The following is a 20,953-nucleotide window of genomic DNA, read 5'->3' as shown; positions in this document are numbered from 1 at the left end:
CGGTATGGATAAGAAAGTACTTTTAATGATTTTGGACGGCTGGGGAATAGCCACCAACCCTTCGGTTTCTGCGATTGACAAAGCAAAAACGCCTTTTGTTGACAGCCTTTACACCAAATATCCACACGCTAAATTGGAGGCTTCAGGTCTTGCAGTCGGCTTGCCTGAAGGTCAAATGGGCAATTCTGAAGTTGGCCACATGAACATCGGTGCCGGTCGCGTAGTCTATCAGGATTTGGTAAAAATCAATCTTGCGGTAGAAAATAAGGAATTGAATTCTCATCCGGTATTGGTAAAAGCATTTGCAAAGGCCAAAGCTTCCAACAAGAAAGCCCACTTTATGGGATTGCTTTCTGATGGAGGTGTACATGCACATATTACCCATTTAAAAGGACTTTGCGATGCTGCAAAATTCAACGGTATGGAGAATGTGTTTATTCATGCATTCACAGACGGAAGGGATACAGATCCAAAGGGAGGCATTGGCTACTTGGAAGATCTTCAGGAACACTTGACTCATTCTGCCGGTCAGATCGCCTCCGTGGTCGGAAGATATTATGCCATGGACCGGGACAATCGCTGGGAACGGGTAAAGCTAGCCTACGACGCTATGGTGAAAGGTGAGGGCGAAAAGTCCAAGGATATCATTGCCGCCATGCGTAAATCTTATGAAAATGGTGTAACCGACGAATTTATCAGGCCGATCATCCATGCCGGTGCTGATAATAAGCCTTTGGCGACAATAGAAGATGGTGATTTGGTCATCTGCTTCAATTTCCGCACGGATAGAGGCAGGGAGATTTCGCAGGCACTTACCCAGCGGGATTACGAGGATTTCAATATGAAAAAACTGAATGTAGATTACATCACATTCACGAATTACGATGCTACATTCAATGGAGTGGAAGTTCTTTTCGAAAAAGACAACCTCAATAATACCCTTGGGGAAGTGCTGGAAAGAGCAAACAAAAAGCAGATCCGTATAGCCGAAACCGAGAAATATCCGCATGTTACCTTCTTCTTCTCGGGTGGAAGGGAAGATGAATTCAAAGGAGAAAGCAGATTGCTTTGCCCTTCACCGAAAGTGGCAACTTACGATCTTAAGCCAGAAATGAGCGCTTTTGAAATCGCTTCTAAAATCAACGGTGAACTGAAGAAGAAAAGCGCTGATTTCATTTGCCTTAATTTTGCCAATGCAGACATGGTGGGTCACACAGGCGACTTCGATGCCGCCGTGAAGGCATGTGAAGCAGTAGATGCTTGTGCAGACAGTGTGATCACAACTGCTTTGGCTAATGATTATACTATCATTGTCATCGCCGATCATGGCAATAGTGATATGATGATCAATGAAGATGGCACTCCAAATACTGCGCATACTACTAACCTTGTTCCTTGCATCATGGTGGACAAATACGACCGGCTTACTATTAAGGATGGAAAATTGGGAGACTTGGCTCCGACAATTCTTAAGCTCATGGGCGTGGAAAAGCCAGCTGATATGACCGGGAATATCCTTTTGACTGAATGAAGCCACTCCAAAGTTTTTTCTTCCCCTTTGTCATTCTGATTAATATAGGGCTTTCTTCTTGTGTAGATGAAACGACAAATGCACTTGAAAAACAGCCTTATTTTGACCTTAAAGGATTTATTTCAGAAAAAATCCAAGAAGTTGACAGCGTGGAAGTAATTAAGGTATCCCAGGTTCAAGACGAAGTAAAAGAGACCAATGTAGTGTACTCCATAAAGGATTGGGAGGAAGAATTTGGCATATTCACGGAAGCGGATATAAACAAATCCTCCTTGCTTCAATCCTATGAGACCAACTCATCAGATACTTCACTTACGCATGAGCTTTCCCCCAAAGCAAAGGCAAAAGTGAAATACCTCAGAATCACTTACGCTGATGAAGCAGTAAGCAGTGTATCCATCAAGGTAGCAGAAGAAAACTTATTCTATACTTCTATAACTTTGGCTGAGCTCTTTCTGAATAGTGCTTCCAATAGGATAGACCACTATTCCATTGAGACTACCCAGAAGATTTGGTTTTTGGAGAAAAACCATATGAAAATCAAAGGAACGATAGCCTCAAAGCACTAGGCTCAGCATCAGTACTAAACCAACAAAGGAAAGTTTGGAGATCCCCTTCAGGTCCTGCCTTTGTTGGTTTATTTATCAAACATCGGAGGGCGCCTGGCCTGCCAATCGCTGTTTTTCTGAATTAAATCCCCCAGCATCACTAGTTTTTCTTCCTCAAATAAATTTGCCAGCAAAGTGATCGAGGTGGGATTTCCACTTTTGTTGAAACCATTAGGTAGGCAAAGGGCAGGATGGCCAGTAAGATTGGTGATCTGAAGCTGCGCGCCTCCAAAACTTGGCGTCACTAGTACATCATAGTCCTTCATGATTTCATGCATTTCCCGGATCAGAATAGTCCTTTGCCTGGCAGCCTGCACATATTCGACTGCAGGGATAAATCTTGCCGCACGAAAGGTATTTGGCCACGCATTTTTGTGTTGGGCTACCAGTTGATCATCCCAGCCTGATCTTGTCAGTTCGTCAAATGCTGCTGCACCTTCTACCGAAAGCATGATCTGGATTGCCCTGGGATTGACAGTTGTTTTTAATTCCACCGGATGTAGCTCATATCCCTGGTTTTTCAACAAGTCAAGGACATCCCTGTTGTTTTGCATATCGGGACCAGCTCCTTCGAAATACTCCTTGAAGTAACCTACCTTTAGCGTTTTCACATCCTTATTTGACGAATAATTAAAAGCAGCCTGAATGCTGCTGGCATCCATAACGTCAGCACCGTTGATCACCGATAAAATTATCCCGTCATCTAAGGCTGATCTGGAAATGGGCCCAATTTTATCCATTGACCAGCTCAAAGCCATGGCCCCGTACTTACTCACCCGGCCGTATGTGGGTCTCAATCCCGTGACTCCAGTTCTGGTGGAAGGAGATACTATGGAACCCAGCGTTTCAGTTCCGATGGCAAAAGGAACCAACCCCGCGCTTACAGCAGATGCTGATCCTGCAGAGGATCCACTGGACCCCTGCTCAAGATTCCAGGGATTTTTGGTCACACCTGCATACCATACATCTCCCATGGCCAAGGCTCCCAAAGTGAATTTCCCTACCAAAACGCCCCCTGCATCGTTCAACTTATTCACTACGGTCGCAGTCATATCGATCTGCTGATCCTTATAGGGCATCGCTCCCCAGGTAGTTTTGGTGCCTTTCACAGCCAAAAGATCTTTGACTCCGTAAGGAATACCGTGGAGAGGGCCCCGGTATTTCCCTGCTGCGATCTCCGCATCCATCGCTCTTGCTTTTTCCAACGCTGAATCTTCAAGCAAGGTAATCAGGCATTGTAGGGTATCTGAGTAAGTTCTTATACGGTTTAGGTAGATTTCTGTCAGCCGCTCACTCGTCAGTTTCTTGGTTTTGATCAATACTGCCAGCTCATGCACAGGCAGAAATGCAATATCAGAATCCTTTTCAGGAAGGTGGATTTCCTTAACCAAGCCCCAATCCAGAGGCTTTTGGATTTGATCAGGCTGAAATCCTGTAGGCAGAGGATTGAATACCAGTGAGGGTGCAACGGAATTATCCAGTGCTATTTCCCGTAGTGACTCATATCTGCTTCGCTGGTTCGTTAACGAGCCAACCATACTGTCTTTTTCTGCTGGTGTAAAAGACAAGCCGAAGATCTCAGACGCCCCTTCGATGGAAATAGGCGTGATCTCGCCCGTATTACGACCCAGTGTAAAGCCGAGCAGCATGCAGGATGCAGCGCCGAGCAGCATAAAAGCCCTTGATGAAACTATGTTTTTTGATCCCATTGAATAGTTTTGTAATAATGTAACTCCCTATTGCCGTCTGCATTTGGATTTACCCAAGATAATCAACCTATGGATCAAACACCTCCCTTTCCTGTATTCCCCATGCATTTTCGGGGAATTCTCCTGCTTGCCGGCATGTACTCTTTTTCTTGGTCTGCACTCTACAGCCTAATTGGAGGGTCACTTTTAGAGTGGTTGGCAAATGGAAGTTTAATCGATACCAACTTGCCTGTTTCTTATTATGGGGGTTTTGGAATAGCCGTAGGCTTGTTGATTTTTTTTAGTGCCTTCTATCCTATCAGCTGGGTTTATCTGATTATTGCAGGCATTACGGGAAAAATAATTTCAGCAATCTGGTTTGGATTGGAATTTATACCAGAATTAGGTTGGAATAAGCGAACTGCTTTTCAGTTGATTTTCAATGAGATTTTATGGATCATTCCCTTAATTGTCGTATTTCTAAGGGGCTGTCAGGTGAAAAACCACCTTGCTCAGAATCACGAAAAATAAAAAAAGGAAAGCTATGGTGAGCTTTCCTTTAGTGTGACAATAACAGGTGATCAGGTCACCAAGATCAGAATCAATAAAATAATGATAATAGCACCCACAGAAATATAAACCCCGCCACCTGCGCGCTTGGCTTCCTCTTTCATAGCTTTAAGCTCCATCCGCACGTCCTTCTTTTCCTCTTTACTCATGGTGCTGAAATCCATAGCTTTGATCTCCTCCACCCTGGTTTCAATTTCTGCAAGACGTTCTTTCTGCGCTTCTGTCAATTCTGTGTCTCCCTTTTTGTTTTTAGTATCATTGTCATTAGCAGGTCCCGCCATAACTAGCTGGGCAGAGAGAAACAATGCTAAAATTGCAAATACTTTTTTCATGGTTTTTTTCTAATGGTTTAGCCATCCAAAGAATCAAAATTGCCGCCAAAGGCTGTCAATTCCTGCGGATAACACTATCTTTTGCGTCAGCCCTATCGGAAAATTTGTAACTTACCAAGCCTAAAAATGACCTGCCTTTTATCATAAAATCATCTTAAAATGTCCCAAAAACAGCCCTGTAAGCTTTTTTTACTCGATGCCATGGCGCTTATCTATAGAGCCCATTTCGCCTTCAGCAAGAACCCAAGGATAAACTCAAAAGGACTGAATACCGGCGTAATGCTAGGCTTCACAAATACGCTGCTCGAAATCGTCGACAAGGAAAAACCTACCCATATTGGGGTAGCATTCGATACGCATGCCCCAACCTTCAGACATGTCCAATTCGAAGCCTATAAAGCCAACAGACAGGAGCAGCCCGAAGATATCGCCACTGCCATTCCCTGGGTGAAAGAAATCGTGAAGGCCTTCAACATCCCGATTTTGGAGTTGGATGGCTACGAGGCTGATGATATCATCGGAACCTTGGCAAAACAGGCCGAAAAGCAGAATTTTACCGTCTATATGATGACCCCTGACAAGGACTATGGACAGTTGGTAGATGATCATATTTTCCTGTACAAGCCTTCTTTTATGGGCAATGGCGTGGATATCATGGGGCCAAAGGAGATTTGTGCCAAATGGGATATCGAGCGTGTGGATCAGGTGAGGGACATCCTGGGCCTGATGGGTGATGCAGTGGACAATATCCCCGGAATTCCCGGCATAGGCCAAAAAACCGCTGTGAAACTGCTGAAAACTTACGGGACAGTAGAAGAATTGGTAAAAAACACAGCCGATCTCAAAGGCAAGCAAAAAGAAAATGTGGAAAAATTTGCGGCCCAAGGAATTCTCTCAAAAGAGTTGGCAACGATCAAGTGCGATGTTCCCATAACCTACATAAAGGAAGACCTGAAATACGAGGGAATAAATGAGGAAAAAGTCCGCGCCATCTTTACAGAACTTGAGTTCCGAACCCTGGCATCCCGGGTATTCAAAGGCACAGATAAGATAGCAGCAGTCCAAAAAAATGAGCAGCTGGGCCTTTTTGGCGAAGCTCCTGCTCCCACGGCTACCCTTTCAGTAGAAGTTAAATTTGAAGAGGAAACAGTGAATGTGGTTGAGCAAAAAGCACCCGATACTATTCTCAGCAACATACAAAATTACCATAAAATCAAAGGAGAGGCTGATGTCAAAGAGTTGGTAGAATTTCTTGAAATTCAAAAAGAACTTTGCTTTGATACCGAAACTACTTCTGTGAACCCCATGGAAGCAGAACTCGTCGGGATTTCTTTTGCCTATGTCACTGGAGAAGCTTATTACTTGCCCTGTTCTGAGAATAGAGATGAAACCTTGGCCATCCTGGAACTGCTCAGACCAGTCTTTGAAAATGAATCTATCCTGAAAATCGGACAGAACATCAAGTACGACATTCTGGTTTTGAAAAATTACGGCATCGATGTGAAAGGCGTCCTTTACGATACCATGCTGGCACATTACCTGATCGACGCTGACGGCAAGCATTCAATGGATTGGCTGGCTAAGCAATATTTAAATTATGAGCCGGTTTCTATTACCGAATTGATTGGAAAAAAGGGCAAGGGTCAAGGAAACATGCGGGAGGTGGATGAAGATGAGGTGACAGCCTACGCCAGTGAGGACGCGGATATCACGCTAAGACTGAAAGCAGAATTTGATCCTTTATTGAAGGAAAATAACCTGACAAAACTTTTTGATGAGGTAGAAAATCCGCTGATCAATGTGCTTGCAGACATGGAATTTGAGGGCGTCCGTATCGACACTGAAAGTCTGGCTGAAATGTCCGTTTTACTTGAAAATGAAAGCAGGGAAATAGAAAACAAAGTCTATGAAATGGCCGGAGTCCGCTTTAATTTGGCCTCACCAAAACAACTTGGAGAAGTTCTTTTCGACAAATTAAAGCTCGATCCCAAAGCTAAGAAAACCAAAACCGGCCAATATGCTACCGGAGAGGAAGTCCTCAGCAAACTCGCCCATGAGCACGAGATCATCCAGAACATTTTGGACTTCCGCCAGATGGTCAAGTTGAAATCTACCTATGTGGATGCCCTGCCTACTATGATCAATTCCAAGACAGGGAGGATTCATACAACCTACAACCAATTTGTGGCAGCTACAGGAAGGCTTTCCTCTATCAACCCCAATCTTCAAAACATTCCTATCCGCACCGACCGTGGGCGTGAGATCCGTAAGGCTTTCGTCCCAAGAGATGAAAATCATATCCTTTTAGCAGCCGATTATTCTCAAATCGAACTTCGGATAATGGCTTCTTTTTCAGGAGATGAATCCATGATTGAAGCGTTCCGGGCCGGCCGTGACATCCATGCCACTACTGCGGCTAAAATATTCCAGGTTCCACTTGAAGAAGTGACTTCAGATATGCGTAGAAAAGCTAAAACGGCCAATTTTGGTATTATTTATGGTATTTCCGCATTCGGCCTATCCCAGCGCTTATCCATTCCGCGCGGAGAAGCCAAGGAGATAATTGATTCCTATTTCAAGGAATTTCCAGCAGTAAAAGAATATATGGATGGAGCCATACAAAAAGCCAAGACCCACGAATACGTAGAGACGATCCTTGGTCGCCGCAGATATCTCAGGGATATCAACAGCCGAAATGTAACCATGCGCGGTTTTGCCGAGCGAAATGCCATCAACGCACCCATTCAGGGTTCGGCTGCTGATTTGATCAAAGTAGCCATGATTGATGTGCATAAATGGATGAAAAAGGAGAAGTTGAAATCAAAAATGATCCTTCAGGTTCACGATGAATTGGTTTTTGATGCGCATAAGGATGAAGTGGAAATTCTGAAAGCCAACGTGCCTGGATTGATGTCAAATGCAATCCAAATGGCTGTACCGGTGGAAGTAGAAGTAGGTACGGGAACGGATTGGCTTCAGGCGCATTGATTTTAATAGTAAGTCGTAAGTAGTACTTCATTATTCACGATCCGGTTTCACTTCTGAAGTTCCTCAATCTCATAAATCTTAATTCGTATATCATACCTCCCCAATGGCCAAAATAAAAACCACTTTCTTCTGTCAAAACTGTGGGGCTCAAAGCCCGAAATGGTTGGGGAAATGTCCTGCCTGCGGGGAATGGAATACCTATGTGGAAGAAGTAATCCAGAAGGAAGAATCCGGCAAGGGAACGTGGAAGTCTCCAACCGCTGGCACTAAAAAGGCCAGTGTTCCAAAGAAAATCCAGGAAGTCAATTACGAGGAACAGCCACGGTATGTTACTGGTGATGCTGAACTTGATCGGGTTTTAGGAGGGGGAATTGTACCCGGTTCGCTCGTGCTGATCGGTGGAGAACCTGGAATCGGTAAGTCCACACTGATGCTTCAGATTGCCTTGATATTAACAGGAAAAAAGATTCTATACGTCTCCGGAGAGGAAAGCGAGGCGCAGATTAAGATGCGGGCTGATCGGATGGAAGCAAAGAATCCTGAATGCTACGTGCTTTCTGAGACCAATACCCAGCAGATTTTCCAGCAGATCGAAGCGCTCAAGCCTGATTTACTGATTATAGATTCTATACAGACATTAACCTCTCAATATGTAGAATCAGCCGCTGGTTCAGTTTCGCAGGTACGGGAATGTACTGCGGAATTAATGAAGTTTGCAAAGGAAACCGGAACCCCTGTCTTTCTGATCGGGCATATCACCAAAGACGGATCTATCGCCGGTCCAAAAGTCTTGGAGCATATGGTGGATACAGTTCTGCAGTTTGAAGGAGACAGACATATGAGCTATAGAATTTTGAGAACTTCTAAAAACCGCTTTGGATCCACGCATGAACTCGGAATCTACGAGATGCGGGTAGAAGGTCTTCGGCCAGTAGCCAATCCTTCTGAAATCCTCCTTACCCAGCGGGAAGAAGTACTCAACGGTGTGGCCATCGGGGCTATGATGGAGGGAAACCGTCCTCTGCTGATAGAAATCCAGTCACTGGTAAGTCCCGCTACTTATGGAACCCCCCAGCGAAGTAGCACAGGACACGATGCCAAGCGCCTCAATATGTTGTTGGCTGTTTTGGAAAAGCGAGGTGGAATGCGACTTGGCCAGCAGGATGTATTTCTGAATGTCGCAGGAGGTCTTAGAGTGGACGACCCCGCTTTGGATCTGGCAGTCTGTGCTTCTTTGATTTCAAGCTACGAAGATACACCGGTTTCTGAGCAGATTTGCTTTGCCGCAGAAGTTGGTTTGGGAGGAGAAATACGTGCTGTCCATCGAATTGAAAACCGTATCGCAGAGGCGGAGAAATTAGGCTTCAAAAAAATTATTGTCTCAAAATACGCCGTCAAAGGACTTGATCTAGCTAAATATAAAATTGAAGTAATGGCTGTAAGTAAACTGGAAGAGGTTTATCAGAAGATTTTTCAATGAATGTGTAATAGCTGCCTATCAATTACCGGTATTTTTACCAAGGAATGATCATACGAACGAAAATGGCAAAGTTCTATTCTTAGTCCTAATAAAAGGATATGATCTGTATTCAATGAAGTAGATTAACAATAAATGTATGAATCTTCATCTGAGCCTAATAAATATTCTGATTCTTTTCGGTGCGATCCAGGGATTGATTTTTTCAGTTGTGCTTTTCACTTCCAAGCGCCACCCCGGAACATTTTACTTGGGTCTGGTGATAGTAGCCATGGTTTACAATGGCCTGGAAACTTTCAACTGGAGTTCAGGATTGGAAGACTATTTTTCTTTCTTTGACTTTTACCCATTTGTGACGATCTTTTTACTGGGGCCTTCTTTTTACCTCTATTTCAATGCCCTTTATTTAAGAGACACCCAGGTTTCCAAAGCAAAAAAAGCGCTTTTTTTCACTCCCTTCTTTTTCCAGCTCTTGGTGCTGACAATAGGTTGGATCGCTACACTGTTCAACCTATTGCGCATTTTTGACATGAGGCATTGGCTGGAATGGACGATGAATCTTTACCTAAGCTACAGTGAGCCTTGGAGTTTGCTCTTTTTCCTGATTTTTACCGGATTGGCTTTGCGGGATTTTTCAGGTGATCAGGAAGAAAGAAGAACAGATAGAAAGACGGTTCTCCGAAGTCGGGAAATCAGGTCCTGGGTAAAAAAGCTGCTTGTTTTTCAAACCCTATTAGGTGTGCTTTGGACGGCTACCTTGTTGGTGCCTTATGTACTGGAATGGCCATACAACTGGTCATACTATTACCCCGTGGAGATTTTCTTGGTGATTTTTCTCTACTGGATCGCGATAGTAGGGTATTCTAAATTGAAAACTATCCACTTTCCTGAACCAAACTTAATGCCTTCGACGGAAATTTCCCAAAATGGTGAATCAGCTAAAAGTCTCCGCCTGATCACCCATGCAATGGAAGTGGACAAGCTCTACCTAAATCCGGAACTAAGCCTAGCTATTTTGGCAAGCCATACGGGCATCGCTCCCAAGTTGATTTCTCTCACACTCAACCAACAAGCAAGATCAAATTTCAATGATTTCGTGAATTCATTTCGTGTCGAGGCATTTTGCACCGAAATCCAAAAAGAAGAAAACAGCAAGCTGACACTGATCGGACTGGCTTCTCAATGCGGTTTTAATTCTCCCGCCACTTTCCAAAGGACTTTCAAAAAGATGAAAGGAGTGACGCCAAAGGTTTTTGCCAACCGGCTAAAATTATCCCAAAACAATTGAGAAATTGGAAGAAACCTCTCAAATCAGGATTTGAGAGGTTTTGAGCATGAAAAATGTTCGCCACTTAGCTTGTATTCCCGTTTTTTGAAGCACGAATCCTACTGTTTAGCTTCAATCTAATGAACCAACTTTATCTGAAATTTCACATCCTCCTTTTCTGCTGCCTTGGCATCGCAACGGAGATTTTTGCACAGCAACATGTTTTCAGGGGAAAAGTAGTCAATCTCGCAACTCAAGAAGAAGTCCCTTTTGCACATATCTATTTTCCGGATTTGGATAAAGGAGCCATCGCGGGGCTAAAAGGAAACTTTGAGCTCACCCTGCCCAATAATATTCAAGCAGGTACTCCGGTGATTTTTTCCTGCATGGGCTTCAAAACTGTATATATGGTGTGGTCACCAGCTCTTGGCGTGGTGAAAGTGGAATTGACGGAGGAGTTTTTGGAACTCGATGGAGTGGAAATAAAGCCTGAGGATCCAACCGAACTTATCCGGGAAGCTGGCCGTCGGATTCTTGAAAACTACGGCACAGACAGCGCTTTCCTTCAGGGCTATTTTAAAAATTTCACGCTGCTGGACGGGAAAAATCTCAGATATACCGAGGCATTCATCGATCTCATCAAGCCTCCTTACGCGATGCATAATGAGCAACAGGATCTGGTCAGTGATTCGATCCATGTGCGTGAAGTCCGAACCAAGCCTTCAGAATTTGACGACTGGAAAATCATGCTGCTGACGCCTTGGGAGCTCAATTCCTATCTGCTATTGAACCGGGATCTGGCGAGGGATTTTACTTCGAACTGGCAGATGAGGGAGTTTGTCAGTAGCTACACCTATGAGTTGGAAGATCCGGTCATCCTCGATGGCCGACCCACTTACAAAATCAGAATATTCCCCATTAAAAAAAAGAAATATGGGGTATGGTTGGGACACATCTACCTGGATCAGGAGACGCTGGCATTTGTGAAAGTTGACTTCCGGTCCAGCCCCAAGCTTTTCAAGGATCTCACCAACGAATTCGGCTATCAAGTGGTGACGAATTTATATAGATTTCACTACAATGAAGGGGAATGGAGAGAGGTGATCCAATACCGATATAAAGACGGGAAATGGATTTTTGATGAGGTCAATTCCAGCAAACATTTTGTAGTCACAAGCAAGAAAAGGGGGATGGATCATGTGCCCTTGGTGCAAACCCTTCACTACAAAACCGAATATGAATCGGGGATGCCGAAAGGCCAAGACATTGTTTTCTTACCCCATGATGTAGGTCAGGCCAATTCGTATTTTGAGAAAAATTACCGTGCTGATTTTTGGAGGGATTTTGATAGTAGTAGAGGGGTAGAAATGGACGAAAAAATGTACGGATTCAAATCTCCCGAAATGGAAACCAAGCCTTATGTCTTTTCAAAATTCGATACGCTGAAAGGAACCTTGACTCCGATCCGGACGGCTTTTGATGTGGAATTTTATCACCTGGATGTGGAGGTTTTCACGGAGGAAGAGCTCATCACCGGGAGCAGTTTGGTGAGATTCAGGGTGATCGAACCTAAGGATAGGATCCAGCTGGATCTATATTCTAAAATGGACATTGACAGCATTGTGCACCGATCCCAATCCCTTTCTTTTTCCAGGGAACATGATGCGGTTTACATAGATTTTCCGGAGGTGTTGAAGGTAGAATCCACTGAGGAAGTCCATGTGTATTTCCGTGGGAGACCCTTGGACTACGATCCGATGACTCCTATGTATGCTTCTTTTCTGTGGATTAAGGACGAGGAAGGTAATCCATTTATTCAAGCAATTTGTCAAGGATATGGGGCAAGTGGCTGGTGGCCAAACAAGGACCATCTGTCAGATGAGCCTGATTCTGCACGGATCAGCGTTACTTTTCCTTCAGACCTGAAAGCCATTTCCAACGGAAGAAAAATCGAAACCCTAAGTTTGGGAAACGGGAAAACCCGCTCCACATGGACTGTGAGTTACCCTATCAACAACTACAACATGATCCTGAACATAGGGAACTATGAGACTGTGACGAAACTGGTTTCTTCGCTGGAAGGTGAACTGGACGTGGAATATCACTTCCTGAAAGGCCATCAGGAAATCACCGAAGTCAAGAGCGATTTCATTGTGCCTGTTTTGGAAACGTATGAAAAGTATTTTGGCGCATATCCATTTCCACGTGATGGGATTAAATTTCTAGAAACTCCCCACCCAATGGAGCATCAGAGTGCGGTGGCTTTGGGTACCGAGTTTTTTCGACAGGAGGAGAAAGACTGGAGTAAGTTTACTGATGAGGATTTTGAAAAAAGCTGGATTCCTTCACAGATTCTACTCCATGAATTTGCCCATGAATGGTGGGGAAACAGCGTGAGCTGTGGGGACAATGCAGAGCTTTGGATTCATGAAGCCTTTGCAACCTATTCTGAAGTGCTTTTTATTGAGGATCGCTTTGGCTACGAGTCCGGTCAAATTTACATCAATTCTATATGGCCGAAGGAGGGAGAGAATAGCCCTATCATAGGAAAGTTTGGCGTAAATCATGTTCATTACGACCTCTGGTCGATGTATGACAAAGGCGCACACTTTCTAAATTCCATTCGCAAAATTGTGGCTAATGATGGAGTCTGGTTTGCTTTTCTGAAGGAAATCCAAAGCAAATTCAAGTACCAGGTCATTGATACTTCGGACGTTCTCAACCTTCTCAATGAGCGTTCTGGAAAGGATTTTACCCTATTCTTCGATTATTACCTGAATGAGGTCAGTCTCCCAAAATTGGAGTACTTCCTTGAACAGACTGAGGGTGGTTTCTATGCAAATTACCGGTTGAATATTGACTTAGGTCCACTAACTATTCCAGTCATTTATTCCTTGAAAAATGGAGAGAAGGAACTGCTGTTTCCGACAACAACGTGGCAGAAAATTCTGGTGACAGAAGGAGAAATGGAAGATTTTCAAGTTGATGAAAAGAGTTTTTTGTTGGAGTTTGCCCGGGTGGGGAATAGTGTGACCAATTAAATATACTTGGGTAGATCAGGCGTAAAATGCCGGGGTCACGACTGACACTGGAATTAAGGTTGGGCTCTATCCCATGCCGACACAAAGCACAAACTTAAAAAATAGGAGAAACAAAGCATGTCAACCTTTGAAAGTAGACGCTCCCTTTGAAGAAATCGGAACAAACAATAAGTTCCATTTTGTCATACCTATTCCGATATAACCAGCCTCCATTACGCTATGGAGCTGATAAATGTCATTATATCGTCAACTTTTCAGACTCTCCCGCCAGATATATACCCCCCTCCTTTTTTTCTTATATTATTGGTATATAAAAATTCTTCTACTATGAATTTTACCCTCGCCATTGTTCTACTAAGCCTAGCTTGTAATTATAATCCAGCTAGCGAAGTGACCACTGCTATGATCCCGGAGGCAGGAGATACGCTAACCTACACCAACCCGGTCTTTGAACCGGTATTGGCAGATCCGACTGTGGTAAAGGTTGGCGAACAATTCTATGCGTATGGTACCGAAGATAATTGGGGAGAAGAGGGCGGATACCATTTGGTCCCCGTGATCAGGTCTGAAGATCTTGTCAACTGGGAATTGGTGGGTAATTCGATGGCCAAAAAACCAACCTGGAAAGACCGTGGGGGTATTTGGGCCCCAGATGTCACGCAAGTAGGTGAGCAGTTTTTCATGTATTACTCCTTTTCGACTTGGGGAGATCCAAATCCGGGAATCGGATTAGCAATCGCTGATTCCCCAGAAGGACCTTTTGTTGATCAGGGGAAGGTGTTTGATTCAGAGGAGATTGGGGTTCCTAATTCTATAGACCCGTTTTATATCGAAGAAAACCATAAGAAATTTCTTATCTGGGGAAGCTTTCATGGATTGTATCTGACAGAACTGACAGCTGACGGTAAAAAGCCAACAGGAGAAAAAATTCAACTTGCAGGCGATCATCTTGAAGCTGCCTATATATTCCAAAAAGATGGATATTTTTACTTATTTGGTTCCGCAGGTACTTGCTGCGAAGGAGCAAATAGCACCTATAAAGTTTTGGTAGGAAGATCTGAAAATTTGCAAGGCCCCTATTTTGACAAAAAGGGTAACAATATGCTAAACACAAACGCCGGCACTTTAGTGGTTGGCACGAATAGAAACAAAAGTGGCTACGCAGGTCCTGGGCATAATGCTGAAATCGTACGAGATAAGAAAGGTCAAAGTTGGCTCCTTTATCACGGCATGTCCAAAGAAAAACCGAAACTAAATAATGGCACAAATCGCCGTGTGCTTCTTCTGGACAAAATTCTTTGGGCAGATGGATGGCCTAGTATAGCCGGGCACGAGCCAAGTACAAGTAAACAACACGCACCCATATTCTAACAACCCAACCCAATGAAATTACCTAAAAATTTACTTTTAAGTTTTTGCCTGATCGCGCTCGTTCAACAAATTTATGCCCAAAATAAAGTCGATCTGGATGATTTTTCCACTAAAAATGGAGCCACCGTTACCGAGCAAAATGAGAACATCATTTTATCCTGGCCAGCTGGAAATGGGAAAAAAGGTATTTTAAACTTGGATATGAGCGAAGGAAGCCCCCTTTTCTCCGCATTGCAGATTGAGGATAATAAAGGTAAGACAGCTATTGTAAAGCGGGTTAATCCGCATTTTTTACTGACTGTAGGCCAACGGGATCTAAGCAAGGAAAGTGGGTGGAATATATTTTTTGACCGAACCGCCTACAAACCCTCTGAAGCTTTCAATGTTTCGTTAGAGAAAAAGGGTGCTAAAGTAACAAGTCATGGCCAACGGACTATCATCCGGATTGATTCTATGCAAGCTGGAAATTTTAACGGCTGGCTGGAAATCACCCTTTATCATGGCAGTTCCCTGATGAACATAGCTGCCGTGATGAATACCGCAGAAGATGCCAAGGCAATTATTTATGATGCCGGTTTGGTAGGTAAAGAAAAGTCCTGGGAAGAGGTATTTTGGTCTGACACAGATGGCTACCTGCAGTCTTCCCAAAATACCGGTGTGGATCAAGCTGCTGCAAATCTTGCTGTGAAATACCGCACAATCATAGGCGAAAGTGAAGGAGGCAGTATAGCAGTATTTCCGGCACCGCACCAATATTTTTATCCATTGGACAATGCCTACAACCTGAACTATGTATGGTTTGGAAGCAACTATAGAAATATGACTGAAGGATTTGGAATGGGAATCAGGCAAGATCTGATGGGTGACAACCGTCACGTCCCCTGGTTCAATGCTCCTCCTCATACCAATCAGCGACTGAATTTCTTTGTGCTCTTATCCAGCTCCAAGGACGGGCAGATTCTCGAGGATGTAAAAGCATACACCCATGCTGATCAATACAAGCCATTGGATGGATACCGCACGATGGCCAGTCATTTTCATACCGAGCACATGGATGATATTTTGACTCATAAGCCTATTCCTTCTATCCCTGGACATGTGAAAGCTTTGCGAGGTATGGGTGTAAATATTATGCATTTGGGTGAATATCATCTCGCTGGGAATCCACGCGATTCAGGGCCGAGGAGATTGCCAGAATTGAAATTGATGTTTGAGGAAAGCGCTCGCTTATCCACTGGAGACTTCCTGATGATTCCAGGAGAGGAGCCAAATGTGCATTATGGTGGGCACTGGATGAATATGTTTCCAAAACCGGTTTATTGGATAATGTCAAGAGATGAAGGGCAACCATTTGTGGAAGAGACAGAAGAATATGGCAAAGTATACCGGGTAGGGAACAAAGATGAAATGCTTCAGCTTCTAGAAGCTGAAAATGGTCTAGCTTGGACTGCCCATGCCCGTACAAAAGGTTCTACAGGATATCCAGATAAGTATAAAGAGGAGGAATTCTTTCACTCCAATACTTTCAACGGGGCAGCCTGGAAGGTAATCCCCGCGGACCTATCTCTGCCAAGTATGGGAAGAAGAGTACTGGATCTGATGGATGATATGGCTAACTGGGGCGAACGAAAATATGTAATTGCGGAAGCCGACCTATTTAAACTGGAGCCAGATTATGAGATTTATGGCCCCATGAATATCAACTACCTACAGCTTGACAAGCTTCCAAAATTTGAAGATGGATGGCAAAGTGTATTGGATGCGATGCAAACAGGCAAATTTTTCTCAGGGACTGGTGAAATTTTGATGCCTTTATTTACAGTGAATGGGAAAAGCAGTGGAGAAACGCTCAAATCCATGGGAAATTCCACAGCTGATGTTAAAGTAACTATTGATTGGACATTTCCTCTGAACTATGCCGAGATCATCTATGGAGATGGGGAAGAGGTTTTCCGAAAGAAAATTGATCTGAATGATACGCAATCTTTTGGTAAGCAAGACTTTCAGTTCAAGGTAGATTTGAAAGGTAAAAAATGGGTACGGTTAGAAGTCTGGGATGTGGCTGCCAATGGTGCATTCACTCAGCCTGTATGGATTGAATAAAAATGGCAATTAGAATGAGTTTAAAGTTTTCATTCTAAGCCAGCTGTCTTAACTTTAAGGGTTAAACTGTTTACAATTTTCAATTTTAACCCAAACCTATTATGAAAAAGACATATACTCGAAACACAACTAAAATCAAACCTAGTTTGAAACAAGGTGTTGCGATTTCAGGAACTTTCATTGTTCCAAAACCTCCTAAAAATGTCAAGAAGCCTCTTTAAAAACTCTCTTGTAACACTGCTAATAACGGGGCTGGTAGCTTGTAATGGTAAATTTATCTCTGAGGATGGGGTGGTTACTCTTGTGGACCGCATCCCTTCGGAAAAAACAAATCAGTTTTACATAAGTAACCGTACACCTCTTGTCCCAAGTGCCTTAATCAAGCTTCCGGTTGGTGCTGTAAAGCCTGAAGGTTTTTTGAAGGAATATCTTATTCGTCAGAAAAACGGCTTGACCGGGAATCTTGGAGAAATTTCCGCCTGGCTTCAAAAAGAAAATAATGCTTGGCTTTCTAAGGATGGCACCGGCGAATGGGGTTGGGAGGAAGTCCCCTATTGGTTGAAAGGCTATGCCAATATCGGCTACATCATGGAGGACCAGGCCATGATCGACGAGTCCATGATCTGGCTGGAAAGCGTGCTGAATAGCCAGCGGGAAAATGGTGATTTTGGCCCGAGATTGATGGATGGTGATCATCCTGATTTCTGGGCCAAAATGATCATGCTCTATTGTCTTCAGTCTTATTATGAATATTCAGCCGATGATCGGGTGATCGATTTGATGACCAATTATTTCAAATACGAACTGACTGTTCCGGATGAAGAATTTTTGGAAGGATACTGGCAACAGCTTCGTGGCGGTGATAATCTACACAGCGTAATCTGGCTTTATAATCGAACAGGGGAAGAATTCTTGCTGGAATTGGCAGAGAAAATCCACCAAAACACATCAAATTGGAGAGGAAGAGATTTGCCACTTGAGCAGATCAAGAACCACTATGAAGTTCGGGATGGTGGGGAAGTTCCAGACTGGTACCGGGATCAGGTGGATTGGCACAATGTCAACCATGCGCAGGCATTTCGCGAGCCCGCACAGTATTATTTACTGACCAAAGACGAAAAGGATCTTCAGGCAACCTATGAGAATTTCAAAATTATCCGGAATCATTTTGGTCAGGTTCCCGGGGGAATGTTCGGTTCGGATGAAAATGCGCGGCCTGGCTATGCTGACCCGCGACAAGGAGTAGAAACCTGCGGAATGGTAGAGCAGATGAACTCCGATGAGCATTTATTGAGGATTACAGGAGATCCGTTCTGGGCAGATCATGCAGAAGAAGTCGCGTTTAACACATATCCGGCGGCGGTGATGCCAGATTTCAAGGCGTTGCATTACATCACTTCACCAAATATGGTGCTTCTGGATGCAGAGAACCATTCTCCTGGGATTGCCAATAGCGGCCCGTTCTTGATGATGAACCCTTTCTCATCCCGTTGCTGTCAGCATAATCATGCACAGGGGTGGCCATACTTCATTGAGAATCTATGGATGGCAACTCCTGACAATGGAGTCGTGGCAGCCCTTTATGGCGCAAGCAAAGTGAAGGTAAAAGTTGGTGATGGAACTGAAGTAACCATAGAAGAAACAACTCATTATCCCTTTGAAGAAGAAATCAAATTTGCCATCAGTTCGGAAAAGCCGGTTGAATTCCCACTTTACTTACGAATTCCCGCTTGGGCAAAAGGAGCTACGGTTACAGTAAATGGCGAGTTATTGAAAGAAGATATTTCTGGGATCGGCTATGCCAGAATTAGCAGGACCTGGTCAGGCGGAGACCAAGTCGCGCTGACACTTCCAATGGAAATCCATACCAAAACTTGGGAGAAAAACAGTAACAGTCTCAGCGTGAGCCGAGGCCCATTGACATACGCTCTTAAAATCAGAGAAAAATATTTTAAAAAAGACAGTGACCAGACAGCACAATGGGATTCCAAGTGGCAGAAAGGTGCAGACACAAAGAAGTGGCCGTCATGGGAGATTCATCCCGTTACTGATTGGAACTACAGTTTGGTGATCGATGAAACTAATCCAGCTTCCTCATTTGAAGTAATGAAAGGACATTGGCCAAAGTCTGATTTTCCGTTTACGCTAGAAGAAGTTCCTATTAAAATCGTAGCCAAAGCCCGACAGATTCCTGAATGGAAATTGGATCAGTATGGACTGGTAGGTGAATTAAAAGACCTGCCAAAGACCTCTCTCCAGCCTGTGGTGGATGTGACGCTGGTGCCTATGGGTGCTGCGAGGTTACGGATCACTGCTTTTCCCCAATTAGACAATAATCCACAGAATAATGAATAGGCTTTTTAGCTTCCTTGGAGTTGTTACAACTCTCCTGCTTTTGGTAGTAACCACCAATCATAGTTTTGCCCAAAACCGAGGTTTTGACAATCCTGTATTGGCGGGGGATCGGCCTGATCCCACCGTAGTGAAAATCGGAAAGTACTACTATGCTTCCGCCACTTCAAATGAGTGGGCACCACTTTTTCCTATTTTCAAGTCAACCGATTTAGTAAATTGGGAACTGGTGAATTACATTTTTCCTGACGGTGCCCCTGGCTGGGCGAAGAATAACTTTTGGGCGCCGGAACTTTCTTACGATGAAAGTCAGGGAAAAATTTATGCCTACTATACCGCTAGGGACAAAGACAGCAACCGTCTGAGTGTGGCGGTGGCGAGCGCGGAATCCCCTGAAAGCAAATTCACAGATCATGGCCCGCTTGTAGCACAGGAATATGGTTCCATTGATGCATTCGAGGCCAAGGACGAAAACGGCAATATCTATGTCCTTTGGAAAGAAGATGGAAACAGCAAAGGCCAAAAAACTCCCATCTGGGCACAGAAAATAAATGAAAGTAGGACCGAACTGGTCGGTGAGAAGCATGAGCTTTTTCGTAACGATCAGCCTTGGGAAGGAGGACTGGTGGAAGGTGTAGCTATTTTCCGGAAAAACGGCTACTTCTACGCCACCTATTCGGCACGTGGCTGCTGTGAAATCACCTGCGATTATGTCACTGGAGTTGCCCGAAGCAAATCACTTTTGGGCCCTTGGGAGAAGTATGACATGAACCCGGTACTCAAGGACAATGAGAACTGGAAATGTGCAGGGCATGGCACAGTGGTAGAGAAAGGCGGCGAGCTCTGGATCCTATACCATGCCTACAACACAGAGGGAAGCGTGTATGTAGGACGTCAGGGAGTCTTGGAAAAAATCCAGTGGACAGCTGATGGCTGGCCTATTCTGGCAAATAAGGCAGGTTACGAGCGCAGCAAAGCCTCATTGGAATTTACGGACAATTTCAAAAAGAGATTGGATCCGGTATGGCAATGGAGAGTGACACAGGATATCCAATATGAAACCGGCAAAAAAGGGCTCAAGCTTCAGGCTTCGCAAGAGAATGAAACGTTGGGAACGCTACTCGTGCAAGGCACTAAATCACTCGATTATCAATATGAAGCAACGGTTATTCCGGATGGAGAAGCTTCGGCAGGATTAGCAGTTATTGGTGGAGCAAACAATGGTTTCGGAGCTCCACCGGCGGGAATGGGCATCTCCGTGAAGGGAAACCAGCTAGTTCTCTGGGAGACAATCAACCAAGAGACTAGGGAAATTGCTACGGAAACAATCCCTTCTAATAAGGAAGTGAAGCTTATCTTAACCATGAAAGACGGTTACAGAATGACCACTTCAGCTAGTGTAGATGGAAAAACAATCCAAGTTGGTGAGGAGCAAGATGTAAAGCATTTGGTTCCTTGGGGGATGGGTTTCAGACTGGGATTGGTAGCCAAAGGAACAACAGACGCTTATGCGCATTTTAAGGAAGTGAGGATTTATTAAGAGAAATAAATAAGTAAAAATAGTTTCGTATTTCAGTGAGTAGCCCTTATTCCCCGAATTGGATTACAAAACATTTCAGTAAATA

Annotated in this window: 13 protein-coding genes; 11 read left to right on the top strand and 2 right to left on the bottom strand. The window is 44.1% G+C overall.

Annotated features, from left to right (window positions below; genetic code table 11):
- The first annotated feature begins 4 nt into the window (after positions 1-4).
- Both gpmI and AS141_RS08300 read left to right on the top strand, forming a co-directional pair.
- The gene (gene gpmI / locus AS141_RS08305) at positions 5-1,531 is read left to right on the top strand and encodes a 2,3-bisphosphoglycerate-independent phosphoglycerate mutase (protein WP_057937171.1); all 1,527 of its coding nucleotides are present in this window, start codon (positions 5-7) and stop codon (positions 1,529-1,531) included.
- Positions 1,528-2,100, top strand: a complete 573-nt coding sequence (locus tag AS141_RS08300; RefSeq protein WP_057937170.1) for a hypothetical protein — start codon at positions 1,528-1,530, stop codon at positions 2,098-2,100. Before gpmI ends, AS141_RS08300 begins: the two co-directional genes overlap by 4 nt.
- Before the next feature lie 68 nt (positions 2,101-2,168).
- Here AS141_RS08300 and AS141_RS08295 read toward each other — a convergent pair whose 3' ends face one another.
- Positions 2,169-3,848 carry an amidase gene (locus AS141_RS08295; RefSeq protein ID WP_057937169.1) on the bottom strand — a complete coding sequence of 560 codons (1,680 nt, stop codon included), beginning with the start codon at positions 3,846-3,848 and terminating at the stop codon, positions 2,169-2,171.
- Between the two features lie 69 nt (positions 3,849-3,917).
- Here AS141_RS08295 and AS141_RS08290 point away from each other — a divergent pair, with 69 nt between their 5' ends.
- On the top strand, positions 3,918-4,358 hold the full coding sequence (locus tag AS141_RS08290) for a hypothetical protein (RefSeq protein WP_057937168.1): 441 nt from the start codon (positions 3,918-3,920) through the stop codon (positions 4,356-4,358).
- A gap of 50 nt (positions 4,359-4,408) precedes the next feature.
- On the opposite strand, the gene AS141_RS08285 is transcribed toward AS141_RS08290, so the two are convergent.
- On the bottom strand, positions 4,409-4,729 hold the full coding sequence (locus AS141_RS08285) for a hypothetical protein (protein WP_057937167.1): 321 nt from the start codon (positions 4,727-4,729) through the stop codon (positions 4,409-4,411).
- 159 nt (positions 4,730-4,888) lie between these two features.
- On the opposite strand from AS141_RS08285, the gene polA reads away from it, so the two are divergent.
- The 8 genes from polA (at position 4,889) to AS141_RS08245 (ending at position 20,868) form a co-directional block, all read left to right on the top strand.
- Positions 4,889-7,717 (top strand): DNA polymerase I, encoded by a 2,829-nt coding sequence (gene polA / locus AS141_RS08280; protein WP_057937166.1) that lies wholly within the window; start codon positions 4,889-4,891, stop codon positions 7,715-7,717.
- Positions 7,718-7,820: 103 nt separating this feature from the next.
- Positions 7,821-9,197 carry a DNA repair protein RadA gene (gene radA, locus AS141_RS08275; RefSeq protein WP_057937165.1) on the top strand — a complete coding sequence of 459 codons (1,377 nt, stop codon included), beginning with the start codon at positions 7,821-7,823 and terminating at the stop codon, positions 9,195-9,197.
- A 136-nt stretch (positions 9,198-9,333) separates the two neighbouring features.
- Positions 9,334-10,482: a helix-turn-helix domain-containing protein gene (locus AS141_RS08270; protein ID WP_057937164.1), complete on the top strand. Its 1,149-nt coding sequence runs from the start codon at positions 9,334-9,336 to the stop codon at positions 10,480-10,482.
- A 119-nt stretch (positions 10,483-10,601) separates the two neighbouring features.
- On the top strand, positions 10,602-13,502 hold the full coding sequence (locus AS141_RS08265) for a M1 family aminopeptidase (protein ID WP_057937163.1): 2,901 nt from the start codon (positions 10,602-10,604) through the stop codon (positions 13,500-13,502).
- Between the two features lie 327 nt (positions 13,503-13,829).
- A complete protein-coding gene (locus tag AS141_RS08260; protein WP_057937162.1) occupies positions 13,830-14,873 on the top strand; it encodes a family 43 glycosylhydrolase in 1,044 nt (347 codons plus the stop codon).
- Positions 14,874-14,885: 12 nt separating this feature from the next.
- Entirely contained in the window at positions 14,886-16,976 is a 2,091-nt protein-coding gene (locus tag AS141_RS08255; RefSeq protein WP_057937161.1) for a CehA/McbA family metallohydrolase domain-containing protein, read from the top strand.
- A 201-nt stretch (positions 16,977-17,177) separates the two neighbouring features.
- A complete protein-coding gene (locus AS141_RS08250) occupies positions 17,178-19,331 on the top strand; it encodes a beta-L-arabinofuranosidase domain-containing protein (RefSeq protein ID WP_057937160.1) in 2,154 nt (717 codons plus the stop codon).
- Positions 19,324-20,868, top strand: coding sequence for a glycoside hydrolase family 43 protein (locus AS141_RS08245; protein WP_057937159.1), 1,545 nt, complete (start codon positions 19,324-19,326; stop codon positions 20,866-20,868). The genes AS141_RS08250 and AS141_RS08245 overlap by 8 nt, the downstream gene beginning before the upstream one ends.
- Positions 20,869-20,953: the final 85 nt, after the last annotated feature.

This window comes from Algoriphagus resistens, from assembly GCF_001442615.1.
In the GTDB taxonomy this organism is placed as follows: domain Bacteria; phylum Bacteroidota; class Bacteroidia; order Cytophagales; family Cyclobacteriaceae; genus Algoriphagus; species Algoriphagus resistens.
The sequence above is the reverse complement of the archived record's forward strand: the minus strand, read 5'-3'. Positions and strand labels throughout refer to the sequence as shown.